The following is a 19,136-nucleotide window of genomic DNA, read 5'->3' on the forward strand; positions in this document are numbered from 1 at the left end:
CGCTCAAATTAGCGGACGAGTCCGTCCGCGCTCCGGGGGGAGCGTCATGATTAGGTGGCGTCGGTACTCAAACAGCGCAACACACGGGCCGATTGAGTCAGATTTCAGTGGCTCCGTGATGGCCCTACCTCGGGCTTCTGTTCGTCGGCCGTCTATTTGTTGCCGGTTCGCCCGGGCGCAACTCAGACCATCGACATAAGCGCCGAGATGAAGGGCCAGCAACAGCGACCCATCAGGTCTCCAGGCGATGCCCAGTTGTGCGGCGAAGCGACATCGAGGCGCTCGGCGCGGCCTCGGTACACCGTCGAAAGCTGATCACAAGGCTCGCAGTCCTGCTGCTCACGATTCAACGGCCGGCCAGGTTGTTCCCGAGCCAAGCAATCCAACATCCTGCCGGCGACTCTCACCGGCCGAACTTATCGGAGTAGCCATGTCACTGTCCTGGCGTCTCATGCGAACCGTCACCCCGAGCTGGGTCGGGATTGACGTCGTCAACCGTGCGGTTGTGTGGGCCTGCGGTGGCTTCAAAGCCCCTGACGAAGATTCCGGTCCTGGAATCGTCGTCCGTACGGACGACGGGGGCGACACTTGGCAGGACGTCACCCCTCCCGGCGCCGAGCATTTGGCTTTTCATGATCTCGAGGCGTTCGACAAAAACAACGCCCTCGCGGTCGCGGTCGGTCCAGGCGATGAGTCGAGGATCTATCGCACCGCTGACGGTGGCCAAACGTGGAATCTGGTGTTCCAGAACCAGGACCCGGCCGCGTTCTACGATGGGATCGCGTTCTTTGACAACAACAACGGCATCGCCGTGAGCGATCCTGTCAACGGCAAATTCCGCATCCTGAACACTCACGACGCCGGACAGAGCTGGCAAGTTGCCCCCAGCAATGGAATGCCTCCGGCGCTGGCCACCGAAGGTGTGCGAGCGACCGGGTCAAGTCTGGTCACCAAAGGGCCTCAGGACACCTGGTTCGGCACCGTGGCCGAACCAGACAACTCGCGGGTGTTCCACACGAACAACCGTGGTCATACCTGGTCGGTGGCCAGCACCCCGATACCCGGACTGCCGGCGGAGTTCGGCATCGCCTCACTGGCGTTCTGGGATACCCACCACGGCTTGGCCCTTGGAGGCGGCAGCCCCTCCACCAACCGTCCAAGTGTGGCCGCTGCGACCGCCGATGGCGGCGCGACATGGACACGAGTCGGTTCACCGGACGGATTCCGCACCAACATGGCCCCGGTGCCGACGAGTGGTAGCCACACCGCAGTAGCCGTTGGCTTCACCGGCAGCGACATCACCACCGACGGCGGGCATACCTGGCAGCTCTTCGACCAGACCGACCTGCGCGGCATCAACTGCGCCGGTGATGCAGGTTGTTGGGCCGTCGGGAAAGACCTCATGGCCGCCGAACTCAAGCAATGACGGCGCCGGCGAGGCTGTCGTCGAGATGTGTTGCGCGCCGACGCCTCCGAAAGGCGTTGAGCCGCGCGCACTCACCTGGCGAAATTCGATCGGGTTTCCATTCAACGCGAGATGCAGGAAGCTGGGCGGAATCAGAACCCGTCGTCGACGCCCAGGACGGTCGGATCGGGCACGTCAGCTGCGCTGACTACTCCCTCGACCGTTGAGCCGCCGCATTTCGACGACAGCGGGGACGCCGTGCGATGTCCTCTGCGAAGGATCTGTGGACACGGCCGGCAGAGAAGGCCGACGGGAGTGCTTCACGGATGCGGATTTAGCAGTGGGGAGAAAGCGGTGGTCGGCGGGGCGAGTGGATCCGGAAGGGCAGAGCAGACCAAGGCGTTCAGTACGAAAGGGCCGGGTCTGATCATGAGGCCGAAGACCGGCCGGCGTGTGCCCGGCAGGCAATCCGGCGATTGATCGCCGGATCAGCCCGCCAAGTGTCGGGCCCATGCCACGCGGATTGACCCTGGGTAACACGTTCCTCGGATGCCTTGGGGGGACGCACCCCCGGGGTTCATCCATCCCGAGCGCGCCGGTAGTACGTGGCGGTCGCCCGCGAGCGGAGCGAGCGTTCGCTGGCGATAGCCCGCAGGGCGCCGGCGGCAGCCGGCAGCTGGTGCTCCGGCCTGAGCCGGGGGTGGGTGGGTAGCGCGCGGAGCAGGTGCGGGAGGGAGCGGCGCGACCGGAGCACCTGCGGAGCACGCGGGGGCTATTTACCTGATGCGCATGCCCGAGATGGCTCGGGCGATTACCAGGCGTTGGATTTCTGAGGTGCCTTCGAAGATTGTGTAGATTTTGGCGTCTCGGTGCATGCGTTCTACGGGGTACTCGCGGGTGTAGCCGTTGCCGCCGAGGATTTGGATGGCTTCTTCGGTGACCTTGACGGCTACCTCGCCGGCTTTGAGTTTGGCCATGGAGCCTTCGCCGTTGCGGTAGTCGGGGGTTTGGCCGCGCATCAGGGCGGCGGACATGTTGGCGGCGCGCCAGACCAGGAGACGGGCGGCGTCGATTTCCATGGCCATGTCGGCGAGTTTGAAGGCGATGCCCTGGTTGTCGATGATCGGGCGGCCGAACTGTTCGCGGGTCTTGGCGTAGTCGAGGGCGAATTCGTACGCCGCGCGCGCGATGCCGATCGCCTGCGCGCCGACGATGTGCCGGGTCATCTCGAAGGTGGCCATCGAGGCATTCCGAGTGGTCGAGCCGGACGCCCCGCCAGCAGCTCGAGCGGCGGCGGCTTCGCGGGCTCGGGCTAGGCGTTCGTCGAGTTTTTCCTTGCCGCCGAGGACGTTCGCGGCGGGGATGCGGACGTTGTCGAAGAACACGTCCGCGGTGTGCGATGCCCGCAGACCGTGCTTCCGCAGCTTCGTCCCCTGCTCCAACCCGCGAACCTCAGTCCGCGGTACGACGAACGCGGCCTGGCCCTTAGTACCGAGAGAAGGATCAACCGTAGCGACGACGACGTGGATGTCCGCGATCCCACCGTTCGTAGCCCAAGCCTTCTGCCCGTTGATGACCCACTCATCGGTCGCCGAGTCATACACAGCCCGAGTACGGATCGCAGACACGTCCGACCCAGCGCCAGGCTCAGACGAGCAGAACGCGGCCACGCGTACGTCGTCCGGCGTGCCGTAGCACCGGGGCATCCATTGGCTCCACTGCTCCGGCGTACCGTTCGAGAAGATCGCGGATGATGCCAGACCGGTGCCCTTCAGTGACATGCCGATGCCGGCGTCGCCCCAGAAGAGCTCCTCGTGCACGAGCGGCATCAGCAGCCCGGACGGGTCGATGAAGAGGTTGATGTTGGCGTCGAGACCGTACAGGCCGATCTTGGCGGCCTCCTGGATGACCGGCCAGGGGGTCTCCTCGCGCTCGTCCCACTCCGCGGCGGCCGGACGGATCACATCGGCGGCGAAGCTGTGGGCCCAGTCGCGGATCTCCCGCTGCTCGTCGTTCAGGGAGAGCGAGAACGAGCTCCAGCCCGGCTGGGACCGCTCGGCGCCGAGCTCGCCGGCCAGCGCCATCACGTCGGCCGAGACCGAGGACTTCGGATCGGTCATCGTCATCAACATCCTCCAGCGGTGAACCTACGATGTTACCGACGAGTGTAACCGTCGTTTGCACCAGGTGACACCACTGTGGCTAAGATCGACGCATGAGCTCCGCGCTGCTCGCGATCGGACGCCGCCGGACCACGGCGGAGCGTCGTCGCGACCGGGAGCGGGACATCATCCGCGCGACCCGTGAACTGTTCGACGAGCGCGGCACGATCGACGCCCAGATCGACGATATCGCCAAGCGGGTCGGGATCAACAAGGCGCTGATCTACCGGCACTTCGCCGGCAAGGAGGAGCTGTTCGCGCTCACCCTGGTCGACTACCTCGGCGAGCTCGACGAGCGACTCGCCGCGGCCGACAACCCGCGCCGCGCGCCGCTCAACCGGCTGAAGGCACTGAGCGAGACGTTCGTCGACTTCTGTCTCGCCTACCCGGCCTTCACCGACTGCGCGATGAGCCTGCTGCGCAGGAGCGGTGAGGAGCTGTTCGGCGAGATCACCGAGCCGGTGATGGTCAAACTCGGTACGGCGATGGCGGCGGCACTGGATCGCATCGCCAAAGTTCTCGAGGCCGGCCAGCGCACCGGCGTGTTCGACGAGGTGGACACCGCTTACCTCGCCAACCACCTGTACACGCAGACGCTCGGATCGTTGCACATGGCAAGAGTCGGGTTGATCGTGTCGGGGAGCCGGCCTGGCCACCCGGTGGTGCATCATGCCGATGTCGGCACCGTCCGGTCGACCGCTATCACTGCCACCCTCGCCACCGCGGTGGGGCAAAAGGCACTGACAACCAAGAAGACCCGCTCCACTAGAGCAGGAGAGACATCGTGACCGAACCGCGCAAGGTGGCCGTGGTCGCCGGAAACCGGATCCCGTTCGCCCGGCAGGACAAGACCTACCGGCACGCCTCCAACTCCGACATGCTCACCGCAGCGCTGAACGGTCTGGTCGACCGGACCGGCCTCGGCGGCCAGGAGGTGGGTGAGGTCGTCGCCGGCGCGGTCCTCAAACACGCCCGCGACTGGAACATGGTGCGCGAGGTCGTCCTGGGCTCGAAGCTCGCGCCCACCACCCCGGCGTACGACATCCAGCAGGCCTGTGGCACCGGGCTGGAGGCGGCGATCCTGGTCGGGAACAAGATCGCTCTCGGGCAGATCGACGCCGGGATCGCGGGTGGTGTCGACACCGCGTCGGACGCGCCGATCGCGGTGAACGACCGGCTGCGCAACGTCCTGCTCGACCTGAACCGCGCGAAGACGTACCCGGACCGGCTGAAGGTCCTCGCCCGGGTGCGCCCGAAGGACGTCGTACCGGAGATCCCGCGGAACGCCGAGCCGCGGACCCGCAAGTCGATGGGTGAGCACGCGGCGCTGACGGCACTCGAGTGGGGCATCACGCGGGAGGCGCAGGACGAGCTCGCGTACCGGTCCCACGTGAACCTCGCGAAGGCGTACGACCGGGGTTTCCAGGACGACCTGATCACTCCGTACCTCGGGCTCGAGAAGGACCAGAACCTCCGGCCGGACACCACGATCGACAAGCTCGCCAAGCTCAAGCCCGTGTTCGGTAAGGGCGAGACCGCGACGATGACCGCGGGGAACTCGACGCCGCTCACCGATGGCGCGTCGACGGTGCTGCTGTCGACCGACGAGTGGGCGGCCGAGCACGGTCTGCGCCCGCTCGCGTACCTGACGCACTCGCAGACCGCAGCGGTCGACTACGTGAAGGGTTCCGAGGGTCTGCTGATGGCCCCCGCGTACGCCGTACCGCGGATGCTGGCCCGCGCCGGTCTCACTCTGCAGGACTTCGACTACTACGAGATCCACGAAGCCTTCGCCTCCCAGGTACTGTCCACCCTGAAGGCGTGGGAGGACCCGATCTTCTGCAAGGAGCGACTGGGTCTCGACGCGCCACTCGGGGAGATCGATCGGGACAAGCTGAACGTGAACGGCAGCTCGCTGGCCGCGGGTCATCCGTTCGCGGCGACCGGTGGGCGGATCGTCGCCGCGCTGGCCAAGCAACTGGACGAGAACGGCGGCGGCCGCGGCCTGATCTCGATCTGCGCCGCGGGCGGCCAGGGTGTCGTCGCCATCCTCGAGAAGTAGGAGCTGAGATGACGGATCGCTACCAGACCTTCACCCGGACGCCGCTCGGGCAGACCCTGGTGAAGAACCTTGGTCTGCCGGACCCGACGCCGCTGCCCCGCTGGATCGAGGGCTCGCCGGTGATCGACGGGCCGGTCGTCTTCGGCGCGATCGGCGAGACCGACGCCGGCAAGGCGATCCAGGCGCTGCTCCGGGACATCGGCGCCGCGTTCAGCACGGCGGCCGAGGGTGTCGCGTCCAGCGAGATCCGCCCGAAGGCGCTGGTCTTCGACGCGACCGGCGCGACCTCGACCGCGGACCTGACCAGCCTGCAGCGGTTCTTCTCCCCCGTCGTCCGCCAGCTCGCCCCCGCGGGTCGCGTCATCGTCGTCGGCCGTACGCCGGAACTCGCGAGCACCACCGGCCAGCACGTCGCCCAGCGCGCGCTCGAGGGCTTCACCCGCTCACTCGGCAAGGAAGTGAAGCGCGGCGCCACGGTCAACCTCGTGTACGTCGCCCCGGACGCGCACGAACAACTCGACTCCACGCTCCGCTTCTTCCTCTCCCCCAAGTCGGCGTACGTCGACGGTCAGGTCGCCCGGATCGGCACCGGTCCCCTGGTCAGCAACGACCCGAACCGCCCACTCGCCGGCCGTACGGCGCTGGTGACCGGCGCGGCGCGTGGGATCGGCGCGTCGATCGCGAACACGCTGGCCCGGGACGGCGCGACGATCATCGGCGTCGACGTACCGCAGAACGCGGACGCGCTGCGCAAGGTGATCACGAAGATCGGCGGCACCGAACTGCTGCTCGACGTGACCGCGGTCGACGCCCCGCAGCGGATCGCCGCGCACGCGCAGGAGCAGCACGGCGGGCTCGACATCGTCGTCCACAACGCCGGCATCACGCGCGACCGGCGGCTGGTGAACATGCGGACCGACGCGTGGGACGCCGTTCTCGATGTGAACCTGCGGGCCCCCGAGCGCATCACGGAGTACCTGCTGGAGTCCGGCGCGCTCAAGGACGGCGCCTCGATCATCGGCGTGTCGTCGATGGCCGGCATCGCGGGGAACAACGGCCAGACGAACTACGCGACCTCGAAGGCCGGCGTGATCGGGCTCGTGCAGGCGCTCGCGCCGACCCTGACCGAGCGTCAGATCCGGATCAACGCCGTCGCGCCCGGGTTCATCGAGACCGAGATGACCGCGAAGGTGCCGTTCGCGATCCGCGAGGTCGGGCGACGGATCAACTCGCTGCAGCAAGGCGGTCTGCCGATCGACGTGGCCGAGACGATCGCGTGGTTCGCGGATCCGGCGTCGGCCGGTGTGACCGGCAACGTGGTCCGGGTCTGTGGCCAGAGCATGCTGGGCGCCTGACATGCCGACCCGACGGTACGACGACTCCCCCGGCCTCGGATCGCTGTACGCGCGGACCGTCCGGGCAACGCTCCGACGGGCCGACTACGAGCCGGACGAGGACGGGCTGACACTCGAGCTGCCCCGATCGGCGATCGACCAGGACCACCTGACGGCGTACCGGGAGGTCACCGGTTTCGCGGCCGGTCCGACGCTGCCGGCGACGTACCCGCATGTGCTCGCGTTCCCGTTGCACCTCGACCTGATGTCCGACCCCTCGTTCCCGTACAAGCCGATGGGGATCGTGCACCTGTCGAACACGATCACGCAGCAGGCGCCGATCCCGATCCACGCCGAGCCCGCGATCCGCGTGCACAGTACGCCGGAACGCCCGCACCCCAAGGGCACGGTCTTCGACATCATCAGCGAGGTGTTCGTCGACCACGAACTCGTCTGGAGCGACCTCACCACGCTGCTGAGCCGCTCGGCCGGTACGCCGGACGCGCACGCCGACCTGCTGCCCGACCCGGTGCTCAGCCCGAGCGCCTGGTGGGACCTGCGCGGCAACCTCGGCCGCCGGTACGCCGCCGCGTCCGGCGACCGGAACCCGATCCACCTGTGGAAGCTGACCGCGCAGGCGTTCGGGTTCCCGCGCCAGATCGCGCACGGGATGTGGGCCAAGGCTGCCGCGCTCGCGTCCGTCCAGCGGGCCGGCGACCTGCCGGACGGGTTCACGGTCCGCGTGGACTTCCGGAAGCCGTTGCTGCTCCCGTCGCGGGTGCAGTTCGCCCACCAGCAGACCGGCAAGACGCTCGACTTCGCGCTGTACGACGAGTCGCACGACCTGACGCACCTGATCGGCCAGCTGCAGCCGAGCTGAACCGCCAGGCCATCACAATCGCCGCCTCGGGGCGGTGTTCACGCTCACGCGTCCTCGCTTCGGCCGATTGCGATGGCCTGGGGCTCCGCCTCTTCCCGGATCCGGTCCAGCACGGCACCGACCGGGGCTGGATCCCACCGGCTGCCGTCGCGCTCCCGCACCGCGATGTCGCCCGCAGCGGCCTCCCGGGCACCGATGACGGCCTGGTACGGCGCCGACCGGTTCTCGCGGATCCGCGCGCCCAGACTGCCCTCGTCCGCATGCGCGATCTCGACCCGCAGCCCGCGGTCCATCGCGCGCCGGGCGACCCGGGCGGCGATCTCCTCCTCGTCGTCCGAGATCGGCAGTACGACGACCTGCACCGGCGCGAGCCACGCGGGGAACGCGCCCCCGTGCACCTCGATCAGCTGCGCCATCGCCCGCTCGATGCTCCCGACGATCGCCCGGTGCACCATCACCGGCCGATGTTTGTTGCCGTCAGCACCGACGTACTCGAGGCCGAACGCCGCCGGCTGGTGGAAGTCGATCTGGACGGTCGACAGGCTGAACTCGCGACCTGCCGAATCCTCCATCTGGATGTCGATCTTCGGTCCGTAGAACGCCGCGTCGCCGGGCGCCTCCTCGTAGTCGATGCCCGCGTCCTTGAGCACGTTGCGCAGCAGGTCGGCCGCTGCGGCCCAGCTCGCGGCGTCACCGACGTACTTGCTGGCCGGGCTGTTGAACTCGGCGTCGACAGCCGGCAGGGCGAGGACGTAGCGCGAGGCCGCGATACCCATGTCGGCGTACGCCTGGTTGATCAGTCGCAAGGCATCGGCGGCCTCGTCCGCGACCTGGTCCAGGCGGCAGAAGATGTGCGCGTCGTTCAGTTGCATCGCGCGGACCCGGCTCAGGCCGCCGATCGCGCCGGACAGTTCGGCGCGGTACTGGCCGCCGAGCTCGGACATCCGCAGTGGCAGCTCGCGATAGCTGTGCGAGCGGGATCGGTACATGAGCGCGTGATGCGGGCAGATGCTCGGTCGCAGGACGAGCTGCTCGGCGCCCATGTCCATCGGCGGATACATGTCGTCGTGGTACTTCGCCCAGTGGCCCGAGATCTCGTACAACTCGCGTTTGGCGAGCGCGGGCGAATAAACCTGCTGGTAGCCGGCTCTTCGTTCGACCTCGACGATGTAGCTCTCGAGCGCCCGGCGTACCGCGGCACCGGCGGGCAGCCAGTAGGGCAGTCCGGCCCCGATCAACGGGTCGGAGTCGAACAGGCCGAGCTCGCGGCCGATCTTGCGGTGGTCGTACATGTGCTCGTTCATGGGTGGTCTCCTCCTCTGGGGTGGGGCGAGGGACCACGGGAACGACGAAGCCCCGGGGCACTCGCCCCGGGGCTTCGTTCGACAGTCAGCTGTCAGCGCGCCGGGACATACTCCGGCGTCGTCACTGCAGCGCGCTTGATCACGGCGTCAGGTTAGCAGGTCGGTGTCCAGGCCGACAGGACGAATCAGGCCCTCCTGCGCGACCGACGCGGTCAGGGTGCCGGACTCGGTGTAGAGGCGGCCGGTGGCGAAGCCTCGGGCTCCGGAGGCCGACGGGGACGCCTGGTCGTAGAGCAGCCACTCGTCGGCGCGGAACGGGCGGTGGAACCACAGCGCGTGGTCCAGCGACGCGGGCTGGATGCGGCGGTCGCCGATCACGATGCCGTGCGGGAGCAGGCTGGCGCCGAGCAGCGTGAGATCGCTGGCGTAGGCGAGCACGCACGCGTGCAGCGCGGGATCGTCGGGCAGCTTACCCGCGGCGCGGATCCAGAACTGACGCCCGGTGACACCTGCCAGGCGTACGTCGAGCGCGGACCACTCCCGATCCCAGTCAGCGGCCGGTCGCCCGGACTGCGCCTCGAGCACGGCCGCCAGCCGCGGAGCCTCGTCCGGCGGTACGACGTCCTCAGGCATCGGATCCTGGTGTTCCAGACCGGGCTCGGGACGCTGGAACGACGCGGACATGTAGAAGATCGGCTTGCCGTGCTGCGACGCCACCACGCGACGGCTGCTGAACGAACCACCGTCCCGCGTCGGCTCCGCGCGGTAGACGATCGGCACCGAGGTGTCTCCACCGCGCAGGAAGTACCCGTGCAGCGAGTGCACGACGCGCTCGGGGTCGACCGTCCGGCTGGCCGCGACGAGCGCCTGGCCGAGGACCTGACCACCGAACACGCGTTGCATCGAGGTCTGCGGCTGACGACCGCGGAACAGGTCGACCTCGATCTCCTCCAGGTCGAGCAGCTCGACCAGATCCTCCAGCGAATCAGGCATGCCTCATCCTGACAGGCTCAGCGCCGCGCACACGCCGTACCCGCTGTGGAAACCGTCACGCCGCGCTGCCAGCCACCGGGCGGTGACACACAAACCGGGGGCGTTGCACAGGTTATTCCCTGTGCAACGCCCCCAGTTCCTGTGCAAGCCACCCACCCGCGTACCCCAGCGGGCTGGCGCCTATTCGTTGTCGTCGCGGTTGAGGTCCGCCAGGAACTGCTCCACCTCGGCGCCCAATTCCTCGGCGGACGGGGTTCCGTTGTCGGCGAGGAGGCTCTTGCGGCTGACCGAGCCCTCGGCGGCGTCGTACTGCGTCTCGAGGGCCTTGACCACCGCGCTCGCGTCCTCGGAGGCGTCGACCTGCTCGTCGACCAGCCGGCCCGTGACGGCGGCCTCGTCGAGCAGCGCCTTGCTAGGGAGCAGCAGGCCGGTCGCGGCGGAGATCGCGTGCACCAGCGCCAGCGCGGCGCCCGGGAAGCGGTTCTCGGCCAGGTAGTGCGGGACGTGCACCGCGAAGCCCATCGCGTCCTTGCCGGCCTCGCCGAGGCGGACCTGCAGCATCGTGCCGGCGCTCGCGGGGAGCACCATCTCGCCGTCCCAGATGTTCGAGCGGGTGACCAGCTCGGGCCGGGTCGCGTGCGCGGTCAGGCCGAGCGGCCGGGTGTGCGGCACGCCCATCGGGATGCCGTGGACGCCGACCGTCAGGGTCACGTTGTAGCGCTCGATGAGCTGCCGGATCGCTCCGGCGAACCGGTCCCAGTGGTTGTCCGGCTCCGCGCCCTCGAGCAGCAGGAAATCGACCCCGGCGTCGTCAGTCACCAGGTGCAGCGACAGGTGCGGCGGGGTGTAGTCGGTGAACCGGTCCTCGGCGAACGTCACCTCGGGTCGCCGGGCCCGGTAGTCGTGCAGGAGGTCGACGTCGAACCGCGCGAGCAGCCGGTGGTCCAGTACCTCGAGCAGGTGGTCGGCGGTCACCCGGCCGGCCTGGCCCGCGTCCATGAACCCGTCCAGCGAGTGCACCAAGACCTTCGGCGTCGCCGCCGGGCCGGTCGCCACCGACTCGTCGACGATCTCGTAGAGGTCGTCCGGTCGCAGCATCGTCGTTCTCCTTCACTTGGCCAACGGGCGGGTAGGCCCTGCTATCCAACCCTTACATCAGGCCAACGCCCGCAGTCGGCGGACAAATTCCGCCCGCGCGAAAGATTCAGGATGTTCCAAGACTCGGCGGTCGGGGCGACAGTTTGGGAAAGCGCTTGCTAAGTTGTCCGTCGTGAGCACAGTACCGACCTCCGCCCTGACCGTCATGCTGGCGATGAACGACGGCACCCGGGACCGAGTCCTCGTACCGCAGGTCCGGCAGCGGCTGGAAGCGGTCGCCACCGTGCTGCCGGTCGGCCCCGGGACCAGCTTCCTCACCGACCCCGCCGTCCGGGCCGCGCTGCCGGACGTCGACGTACTGCTCACCGGGTGGGGCTGTCCGCACATCGGTCCCGAGGTACTCGACGCGGCGCCGAAGCTGCAGGCGATCCTGCACGCCGCCGGCTCGGTCAAGGCGCTCGTCGACCCGGTCGCGTTCGACCGCGGGATCCAGGTGTCGTCGGCGGCCACGGCGAACGCGCAGCCGGTCGCGGAGTTCACCGTCGCGGCGATCGTGCTCGCCGGGAAGCGGGCGTTCCGCCTCGCAGCGCAGTACCGGCTGGAGCGCCGGAAGACCGACCCGCACGGGCAGCCGGGCAGTTACGGTACGACGGTCGGCCTGCTCGGAGCGTCACGGATCGCGAAAATGGTCGCGGAGCGGCTGCGCGGGTTCGATCTCGAGGTGCTGATCAGCGACCCGTACCTGACCACGGACGAGGCCGCCGCGCTCGGAGCGGAACTGGTCGACAACGACACCCTGTTCCGGCGCAGCGACATCCTCAGCGTGCACGCGCCGTTGCTGCCCGAGACGGTCGGGCTGGTCGACGCGCGGCTGCTCGGGCTGCTGAAGGACGGCTCGGTGCTGATCAACACGGCGCGCGGCAAGATCATCGACCCCGAGGCGCTGATCCGCGAGTGCGTGACTGGCCGGATCGACGCCGTACTCGATGTCACCGAGCCGGAGCCGCTGCCACCCGACTCGCCGCTGCTCGACCTGCCGAACGTCTTCATCACCCCGCACGTCGCCGGCGCCGTCGGAAACGAGATCGCCCGCCTCGGCGAACTGGCCGTCACCGAACTAGAACGCCTCGCCGCGGGCCAACCCCTCCTTCATGCAATCACCCCTGCTGAGATCGGAAGACTCGCATGACTGTGCTTTTGGCCGGGCCTTCGGCGCCGGCGGGGTCATGGGGCTGTGGCTCCCGGCCTTCCCTCGTCGCTCCAGTCGCTTCGCTACCTCCGCTCCTCAGTCCAGGCCGGGAGGCCCCATGACCAAGCTCGTTCTACCCGATACTGACCGTGTGCTGTCCCGTCAGACGGGATGGGGGCGGGCGCACTGGGAGGCGCTGGCGGATCATCTGCTCGACTCGCTGGTGCCGTACTTCTCCCCCGGTGCCTCGCTCGTCGAGCTGCCCGGGCGGCCGAGCCGATCGGGTACGGCGTCCGACGCGCTGGAAGGGTTCGCTCGGTCGTTCATGCTGGCCGCGTTCCGGATCGCCGGCGTCCAGGGCAAGGGCTGCGAGCAGCTGATCGAGCGGTACGCGCGCGGCGTTGCGAACGGCGCCAACCCGGACCACCCCGAGGCGTGGCTGCGGCTCACCCCGAGGTCCCAGCAGATGGTCGAGGCCGCCGCGATCGCGGTGTCACTGCACGAGACCCGCGAGTGGATCTGGGACCGCCTCGACACCCGCGCGCAGGAGCACGTCGCGGAGTGGCTCGGCGGGTTCAACGGGTCGACGACGCACGACAACAACTGGCGGCTGTTCCAGGTGGTCAGCGAGCAGTTCCTCGCGTCCGTCGGAGCGCCGTACAAGCAGGAGGACATCGACGGCGGGCTCGACCGGATCGAGGACTGGTACGTCGGCGACGGGTGGTACTCCGACGGCGACGGGCAGAACTACGACAACTACATCGGCTGGGCCATGCACCTGTACCCGGGCCTGTGGGCGCGGATGGCGGCCGCGACGCCCGGAGCGCAGTACGAGGACCGGCTGAAGCTGTACAAGGAGCGGATCCGGCTGTTCCTCGAGGACGCGGTGCATCTCGTCGGGAACGACGGCGCCCCGGTCTACCAGGGTCGCTCGCTGACCTACCGGATGGCGGCCGCGGCGCCGTACTGGATGGGTGCCTTGCTGGACTCGACGCCGTTGAGCCCGGGTGAGACGCGGCGGCTGTGCTCGGGGATCGCCCGGCACTTCGTGCAGCACGGGGTGCCGGACGAGCGTGGGGTCCTGACGCTCGGGTGGTACGACACGTTCCTGCCGACGACGCAGCAGTACTCCGGACCGGGATCGCCGTACTGGGCCTCGAAGGGGTTCGTCGGGCTGATCCTGCCGCCGGAGCACCCGGTGTGGTCGGATCCTGAGGACTCGATCCCGCTGGACGACGCTGACCAGCTGAAGGCCATGCCGAAGCCTGGGTGGATCCTGCACGGAAGTCGCCACGACCAGGTCGTTCAGCTGGTGAACCATGGCGCCGACCACGCGCCGGTCGCCGAGCCGGAGGGCGTGGAGCCGGCCGGCGATCCGCACTACAACCGGCTCGCGTACGCCAACCACGCCGGGCCGGACCTGTCCGATCACGAACCGCACGTCGACAACCTGATCTCGCTCGCCTCCCCCGACGGGTCGGCGAGCGGGCGCGGGCGGATCCGTCGGCTGGGTGTCGACGGGCGTACGGCGTCCTCGTGGCACAAGGCGTGGCTCGGATCCGAAGGGCCGTGGGCGATCGAGATCGCCTCGGTAGTGCACAACGGGTGGGAGATCCGCTGCGCGCTCGTCGAAGGTCCGGACGGTGCGTCGGTACGCAGCGGTGGGTTCGCCGTCGCGGGCGAGTCTTTGCCGGAAGCAACGGTCGGCGCGCTGGTGGCGTCGGCGCGGAACACGGATGGTCTGGTGTCGGCGGTTGTCGGACTGCACGGGTACGACGAGGCGGCTGTGCACCGCGGGCTCGGGGTGAACCCGTACGGTGCGCACTCGGCGACGCCGTACCTGACCGCCTCGCATCGCGGCGAGCCGTTGGTGCTGGTGAACGCCGTATTGCTGACCCGGGACGCACTCCGGCCGGAAGCGCTTGCCGAGGGCATCGATGTCGCGGTGGACGGTACGACAGTGCGGATCAGCCTGCCCGGTGGCGGCACCGAAGTGGTGGAGCTGGGACGGAACCGAACCGCTTAGGTCAGGCTCGCCAAGGGTGTGAATTCGGTCGATCGCCGTTAGATTGGCCGAATGAGCACGTACGAGAAACTCCTGCAGGAACAGATCCGTAACGAATTCACGGCGTCGCAGCAGTACGTGGCAGTGGCTGTCTGGTACGACGACCAGGATCTCCCGCAGTTGGCCGCGCACTTCTACAAGCAGTCGCTGGAAGAGCGGAACCACGCGATGATGATGGTCCAGTACCTGCTGGACAAGGACATCCGGCCGCAGATCGGGGCCGTCGGTGAGGTCGAGGGCGACTTTAAGTCCGCGCTGGAGCCGCTCGAGCTCGCGCTGGCGCAGGAGATCACCGTCACCAAGCAGATCGAGACGCTGGCCCGCACCGCGCGGGACGAGAGCGACTACATCGGCGAGCAGTTCATGCAGTGGTTCCTCAAGGAGCAGGTCGAGGAGGTCGCCGCGATGAAGACCCTCGTCAACGTCGCCAACCGCGCCGGCGACAACCTCTTCCACCTCGAAGACTTCCTGGCCCGCGAGGTCGTCGGCGAACCCGGCACCGACCCCACAGCCCCCGCCACCGCCGGCGGAGCAGTCTGACCTACCAGCTGCCACCGCCTCCGCCGCCACCTCCTCCGCCTGAGGAGGACGAGGAGGAGGTGCTGCTGGAGAAGCCGGAGGAGGTTCCTCCTCCGGTTGAGGGGGTGGGGGGATTGGCGAAGGTGGTCGACGCCGTGGTGGAGATGCTCCCAGCGGACCAGCCGGAGTCGTAGTACGTCGTGGGGCCGGAGTACCAGGTGGGAGTTGCGGTCAGGCGGCCGGACTGGACCAGCTGGTGGCAGACCTGCTGCCAGCGGTCGGCGAGGCCGAGGACGACGGCCCACGGCAGGTACTTGCTGAAGATGTCCTCACCGTCCTCGAAGCGGAGCTGATCCGCCTCCGCGGTGCTGAGGTACCGCCGGAAGCCCACCACCTGATCGGTCAGTGCCCGCCCGAGCGCCGTACGCCGTCCGCGCCGTCGCTCGAGGATCACGTCGAGCAGCGCGTTCCCCATCGCCAGCAGCGGTACGACGACCGCCAGCGTCGGCCCCAGCCAACTCGGCGCACCGAACTTGATGCACGACACGATCACGCTGATGATTGCGGCGACAACCGCCAGGAACGCTCCGCAACCGAACGGCACCCACCCGTAGCCCGACGACTCGACGACTGTCACTCGGCGCGGCATCCGGACGTACCACTGCTGCTCCTCCGCCCGCTTCCGCACCGCGTCGACCAGGTTCTCCGCCGCCCGCGCCGGCGCGGTGTCCCCCACCGCCGGCCCCGACAGCCGCCGCTCGGATCCCGCCTGCTGCTTCGGGAACAACCCGGTCAGCAACGCCTTCTCGTGCGGCGCCGAAGCAACCCCGGCATCGACCAGCACAGCCGTCCGTACGTCGTCCTTGCTGTCGATCCGGATCGCACCGCGGACCGCGAGATCGACGAGCGTCGCCGCGACCTCGGTCGTGTCGGCCTCGTTGTCGATCAGCAGACCACCTTCCGCGACCGTGATGTCAGGCGGCGCGAACGCGACCGGAATCTCCTTCTCCCGCAACCGATCCGGAACCGCGACAGTCCCCGCGGGCGGCACGGCCCCGGGCGGCGGCACGGCCCCCGCCGGCGAAACGGCTCCCGGCGGCACGGCCCCCGGCGGAACCCCGTCGTACCGGAGGTCGCGGCGGCGGCGACCGATGATCTTGCCGGTGATGAAGGCGCCGATCGTGAGGAGGCCCGAGACGATCGCTGCCGGCCAGCTGATGCCGTACCGCTCGAGGAAGCCCGGTGGGTTCACGACGATCGGCGTGTCGTTGCTCACGGCACCGGCTTTCAGTCCGGCGACGATCGTCAGCCCTTCGCCCCGGACGATGTCGGTCTCCTGCGTGAACACCGCCTTGCCGGAGCGGATGGTCTTCGCGTTACAAGAGTCCGTCGACCCGGGCGGACCGGTGTTGCAGGCCACCCGCGTAACGCCCTGCGGGACCGCCACGGTGACCACCAGATGGTCGATCGGCGCCTCCCAGCTGGAGCCGGTGGCATCCCAGTACAGCTCGCTGTGGTCCGGGAAGTGCCGCAACGCCCCGCGCACGTCGTACGTGATCTTGTACGTCGCCCGCCCGCCGGGGATCGTCTTGTCGCCCGAGCCGATCTTGAGCCGCAATACCTGGTCGCGGCGCTTGTTGGTCTTCGTCGTGCTCGTGCTGACCGCGGCCGATGCGGTCGGAGACGACACGTGGATGTTCGAGACCTCGTACTTCTGGTCCTTCGTGCGGTCGTCCACGAACGGCTCCCGGATCACCAGGTCCCGGAAGATCCCGTGCGCGTCCTTGTCGCCGAAGTCGTAGTCGATCGTCTCCGTCACGTGCAGTATGCCGTCGTCGGAGACGACGTAGTCGATCGTCATCGCCGTGACCCGGTCCCCGAGGGCAGCCGATGCGGGCAGAGCAAACCCTGCCAGCGCCAGCGCGACGGTGAGTAGGCTGACGACGACCCCGAGTGCACGACGCATGCCCGCGACCCTACCGAGCGCAGAGCACACGGCTACCAGCTGCCGCCGCCTCCACCGCCGCCGCCACCGCCGGAGGAGCCGCCGCTGAAGCCGGAGGAGCTGCCGCCGCCACCGCCCGAGCTGGACGGCGTGGGCGGCGGGTCGAAGCTGTGGGCGAGGGTCGAGCCGACGGCGCCGGCGGTCCAGCCGGAGGTGTAGTACGACGGGCCGACATACCAGTACGGGTCCGGGGTGAGGCGGCCCGCGGCGACCAGCTGCTCGCAGGTCTTCTGCCAGCGGTCGGCGATCCCGAACGCGATCGCCCAGGGCAGGTACTTCGAGAAGATGTCCTCGCCCTCCTCGAAGCGCAACTGCTGCGCCTCGGCGGTCGCGAGGTACTTCCGGAAGCCGACCAGCTGGTCGGTCACCGCCCGGCCCGCCGGGTTCCGTTGCCCACGGCCACGGATCACGGCCCAGGTGATGATGGCAACGATCACGGCGATCACCGGGATCGCGACCACGACCGCCCGGCCAAGGCCGCCGGTCGCCGCGCTGACGACCGTACCGAACAGGCCGGCGCCGACCACCCAGATCCCGATCATCGACAGACACGCCAATCGGGCGCCGTTCTTGAACACCGAGCCACCGCTGGCGCGTGGCATCCGCTGGTACCACTGGCGCGCCCTCACCTGGTCGCGCAGCGCCTTGATCATCGCGGTGTGCGCGTTCCGCATGCTGTTCTCCCCTACCGCACCGCGCTTCAGCGTCACCTCCGAGCCGGGTTGCAACGTCGGGAACAGCCCCGCCATCAGCGCCTGCTCGTGCGGCGCGGTCGCGGCCGCCGGGTTCATCAGCACGGCCCTCTGGTCGTCACCGGTGTTGTCGATCCGTACGCCGCCGCGCACCGCCATGTCGATCAGCGTCGCGGCCGTCTCGACCGTGGTCGCCTTCGCGTCGATCAGCAGACCACCCTCGGCGACCGGGATCCGCGGCGGCGCGAACGCGACCGGGATCTGGTCCGTGGCCAGCTCGTCCTTCACCGGCGCGACCGAGGCGCCGTCCGGTGGGAAGGTGCCCGGCGGCATCCCGGCGAAGCGCTGGTCCTTGTTCCCGAACCTCGCGTAGAGCCAGGCGACGACGATCGCGGCCGCGCTGACGAGGGCGGCACCGATCACGGACAGCCAGGACAGGCCGTTGCGCTCGAGCCAGCTCGGCGGGTCGACCACGATCGGCGCGTCGTTCTGTACGGCGCCCGCGGTGATCCCCGCGACGATCGTCAGCTGCTCCCCCCGTTCCAGGTTGGACTGGCCGAAGACGCCCTGACCGCCGACCATGGACTTCTGCGAGCAGCTGGTGTTCGAGCCCGTCGTCCCTCGGAAGCACTCGACCTGCGTGACACCCTTCGGGACGTCGACCTTGACCCTGACCTGGTCCATGGTCGCGCTCCAGGCACTGCCCGTCGCGTCCCAGTACAGCTCGCTGTGGTCGGCGAAGTGCCGCAGCGCGCCGCGGACGTCGTACTTGATGACGTACGTCGCGTCCGTGCCCTTCACCGTGTCGTTGGGGTCACCGATCTTGATCTGGATGTTCTCGTACCGGCCGTGGTTCCCGGTGAACGTCTCCTTGGTGAACTGACTCGGAGCGCCGCTCGGCGACGAGACCTCGATGTTCGAGACCTCGTACTTCTGGTCCTTGGAGTCGTCGTCCTTGTAGGGCTCGCGGGTGACCAGGTCCCGGTAGATGCCGTGCCGGCCGCTGTCGGCGAAGTGGTACGCGATCGTCTCCTCGACCTGCAGCACGCCGTCGGCTGTCACCGTGTAGTTGATCCCGAAGTTCCTGATCACGTCGCCGTAGTCCGTCGTGGACGCGGACGCCGGTACCGCGAAACCGGCCACTGCCAGAACGGCGAACAACGTACTGATGACGACCCCGAGTGCCCTGGAGCGCGTCTCCCGGTCCCACGCCGTAGCGAGCAGGTGCTCGGCGGAGTGCCTCGGCGAGCTGGAGCGGAGGGGTCGATGTGGTGTCATCGTTCCCTTCGCTCCAGCTTGGCGAGGTGCCCGCCGAGCGCCGCGCAGTAGGCGTGGGACCGGGAGACGCGCTCTAAGCATGCCCTGGACCCTATCGATCGTGAGGGTCCGGTCGTGGGAGGAGGAGACGAATCCGCGACCGGAGGGGCC

The 19,136-nt window shown here is 68.7% G+C and carries 14 protein-coding genes; 8 read left to right on the plus strand and 6 right to left on the minus strand.

Translation table 11 applies throughout. The annotated features are described in order from the left end of the window. Positions 1-451: 451 nt before the first annotated feature. Positions 452-1,426, plus strand: a complete 975-nt coding sequence (locus AC0662_RS08970) for a WD40/YVTN/BNR-like repeat-containing protein (RefSeq protein ID WP_452196755.1) — start codon at positions 452-454, stop codon at positions 1,424-1,426. A 755-nt stretch (positions 1,427-2,181) separates the two neighbouring features. On the opposite strand, the gene AC0662_RS08975 is transcribed toward AC0662_RS08970, so the two are convergent. After that, positions 2,182-3,531, minus strand: a complete 1,350-nt coding sequence (locus AC0662_RS08975; protein ID WP_478299508.1) for an acyl-CoA dehydrogenase family protein — start codon at positions 3,529-3,531, stop codon at positions 2,182-2,184. Between the two features lie 89 nt (positions 3,532-3,620). On the opposite strand from AC0662_RS08975, the gene AC0662_RS08980 reads away from it, so the two are divergent. The 4 genes from AC0662_RS08980 to AC0662_RS08995 are packed head-to-tail and all read left to right on the plus strand — an operon-like array spanning position 3,621 to position 7,843. Next, the gene (locus AC0662_RS08980) at positions 3,621-4,355 is read left to right on the plus strand and encodes a TetR/AcrR family transcriptional regulator (RefSeq protein WP_452196757.1); all 735 of its coding nucleotides are present in this window, start codon (positions 3,621-3,623) and stop codon (positions 4,353-4,355) included. Continuing rightward, positions 4,352-5,629: an acetyl-CoA C-acetyltransferase gene (locus tag AC0662_RS08985; protein WP_478299510.1), complete on the plus strand. Its 1,278-nt coding sequence runs from the start codon at positions 4,352-4,354 to the stop codon at positions 5,627-5,629. Before AC0662_RS08980 ends, AC0662_RS08985 begins: the two co-directional genes overlap by 4 nt. A gap of 8 nt (positions 5,630-5,637) precedes the next feature. Continuing rightward, positions 5,638-6,984 (plus strand): 3-oxoacyl-ACP reductase, encoded by a 1,347-nt coding sequence (locus AC0662_RS08990; RefSeq protein WP_478299512.1) that lies wholly within the window; start codon positions 5,638-5,640, stop codon positions 6,982-6,984. A 1-nt stretch (position 6,985) separates the two neighbouring features. Then, entirely contained in the window at positions 6,986-7,843 is an 858-nt protein-coding gene (locus tag AC0662_RS08995; RefSeq protein WP_452196760.1) for a MaoC family dehydratase, read from the plus strand. 44 nt (positions 7,844-7,887) lie between these two features. On the opposite strand, the gene thrS is transcribed toward AC0662_RS08995, so the two are convergent. The 3 genes from thrS to AC0662_RS09010 all read right to left on the minus strand — a co-directional run bounded on the left by thrS (position 7,888) and on the right by AC0662_RS09010 (position 11,238). Next, entirely contained in the window at positions 7,888-9,147 is a 1,260-nt protein-coding gene (thrS, locus tag AC0662_RS09000; protein ID WP_478299515.1) for a threonine--tRNA ligase, read from the minus strand. Positions 9,148-9,294: 147 nt separating this feature from the next. Beyond that, on the minus strand, positions 9,295-10,140 hold the full coding sequence (locus tag AC0662_RS09005) for an acyl-CoA thioesterase (protein ID WP_478299517.1): 846 nt from the start codon (positions 10,138-10,140) through the stop codon (positions 9,295-9,297). Between the two features lie 180 nt (positions 10,141-10,320). Continuing rightward, positions 10,321-11,238, minus strand: a complete 918-nt coding sequence (locus AC0662_RS09010; protein WP_452196763.1) for a proteasome assembly chaperone family protein — start codon at positions 11,236-11,238, stop codon at positions 10,321-10,323. Between the two features lie 172 nt (positions 11,239-11,410). Between AC0662_RS09010 and AC0662_RS09015 the strand changes: the two genes are divergently transcribed. The 3 genes from AC0662_RS09015 (at position 11,411) to AC0662_RS09025 (ending at position 15,032) form a co-directional block, all read left to right on the plus strand. Continuing rightward, positions 11,411-12,427 carry a hydroxyacid dehydrogenase gene (locus AC0662_RS09015; protein WP_452196764.1) on the plus strand — a complete coding sequence of 339 codons (1,017 nt, stop codon included), beginning with the start codon at positions 11,411-11,413 and terminating at the stop codon, positions 12,425-12,427. Positions 12,428-12,545: 118 nt separating this feature from the next. Further along, the gene (locus AC0662_RS09020; RefSeq protein ID WP_478299519.1) at positions 12,546-14,453 is read left to right on the plus strand and encodes a DUF2264 domain-containing protein; all 1,908 of its coding nucleotides are present in this window, start codon (positions 12,546-12,548) and stop codon (positions 14,451-14,453) included. Positions 14,454-14,504: 51 nt separating this feature from the next. After that, positions 14,505-15,032, plus strand: coding sequence for a ferritin (locus tag AC0662_RS09025; RefSeq protein ID WP_478299521.1), 528 nt, complete (start codon positions 14,505-14,507; stop codon positions 15,030-15,032). A gap of 1 nt (position 15,033) precedes the next feature. Here AC0662_RS09025 and AC0662_RS09030 read toward each other — a convergent pair whose 3' ends face one another. Beyond that, entirely contained in the window at positions 15,034-16,977 is a 1,944-nt protein-coding gene (locus tag AC0662_RS09030; RefSeq protein ID WP_478299523.1) for a DUF2207 domain-containing protein, read from the minus strand. Positions 16,978-17,009: 32 nt separating this feature from the next. Continuing rightward, positions 17,010-18,986, minus strand: a complete 1,977-nt coding sequence (locus tag AC0662_RS09035) for a DUF2207 domain-containing protein (protein ID WP_452196768.1) — start codon at positions 18,984-18,986, stop codon at positions 17,010-17,012. Positions 18,987-19,136: the final 150 nt, after the last annotated feature.

It is taken from the genome of Kribbella sp. NPDC043289, from assembly GCF_056436705.1.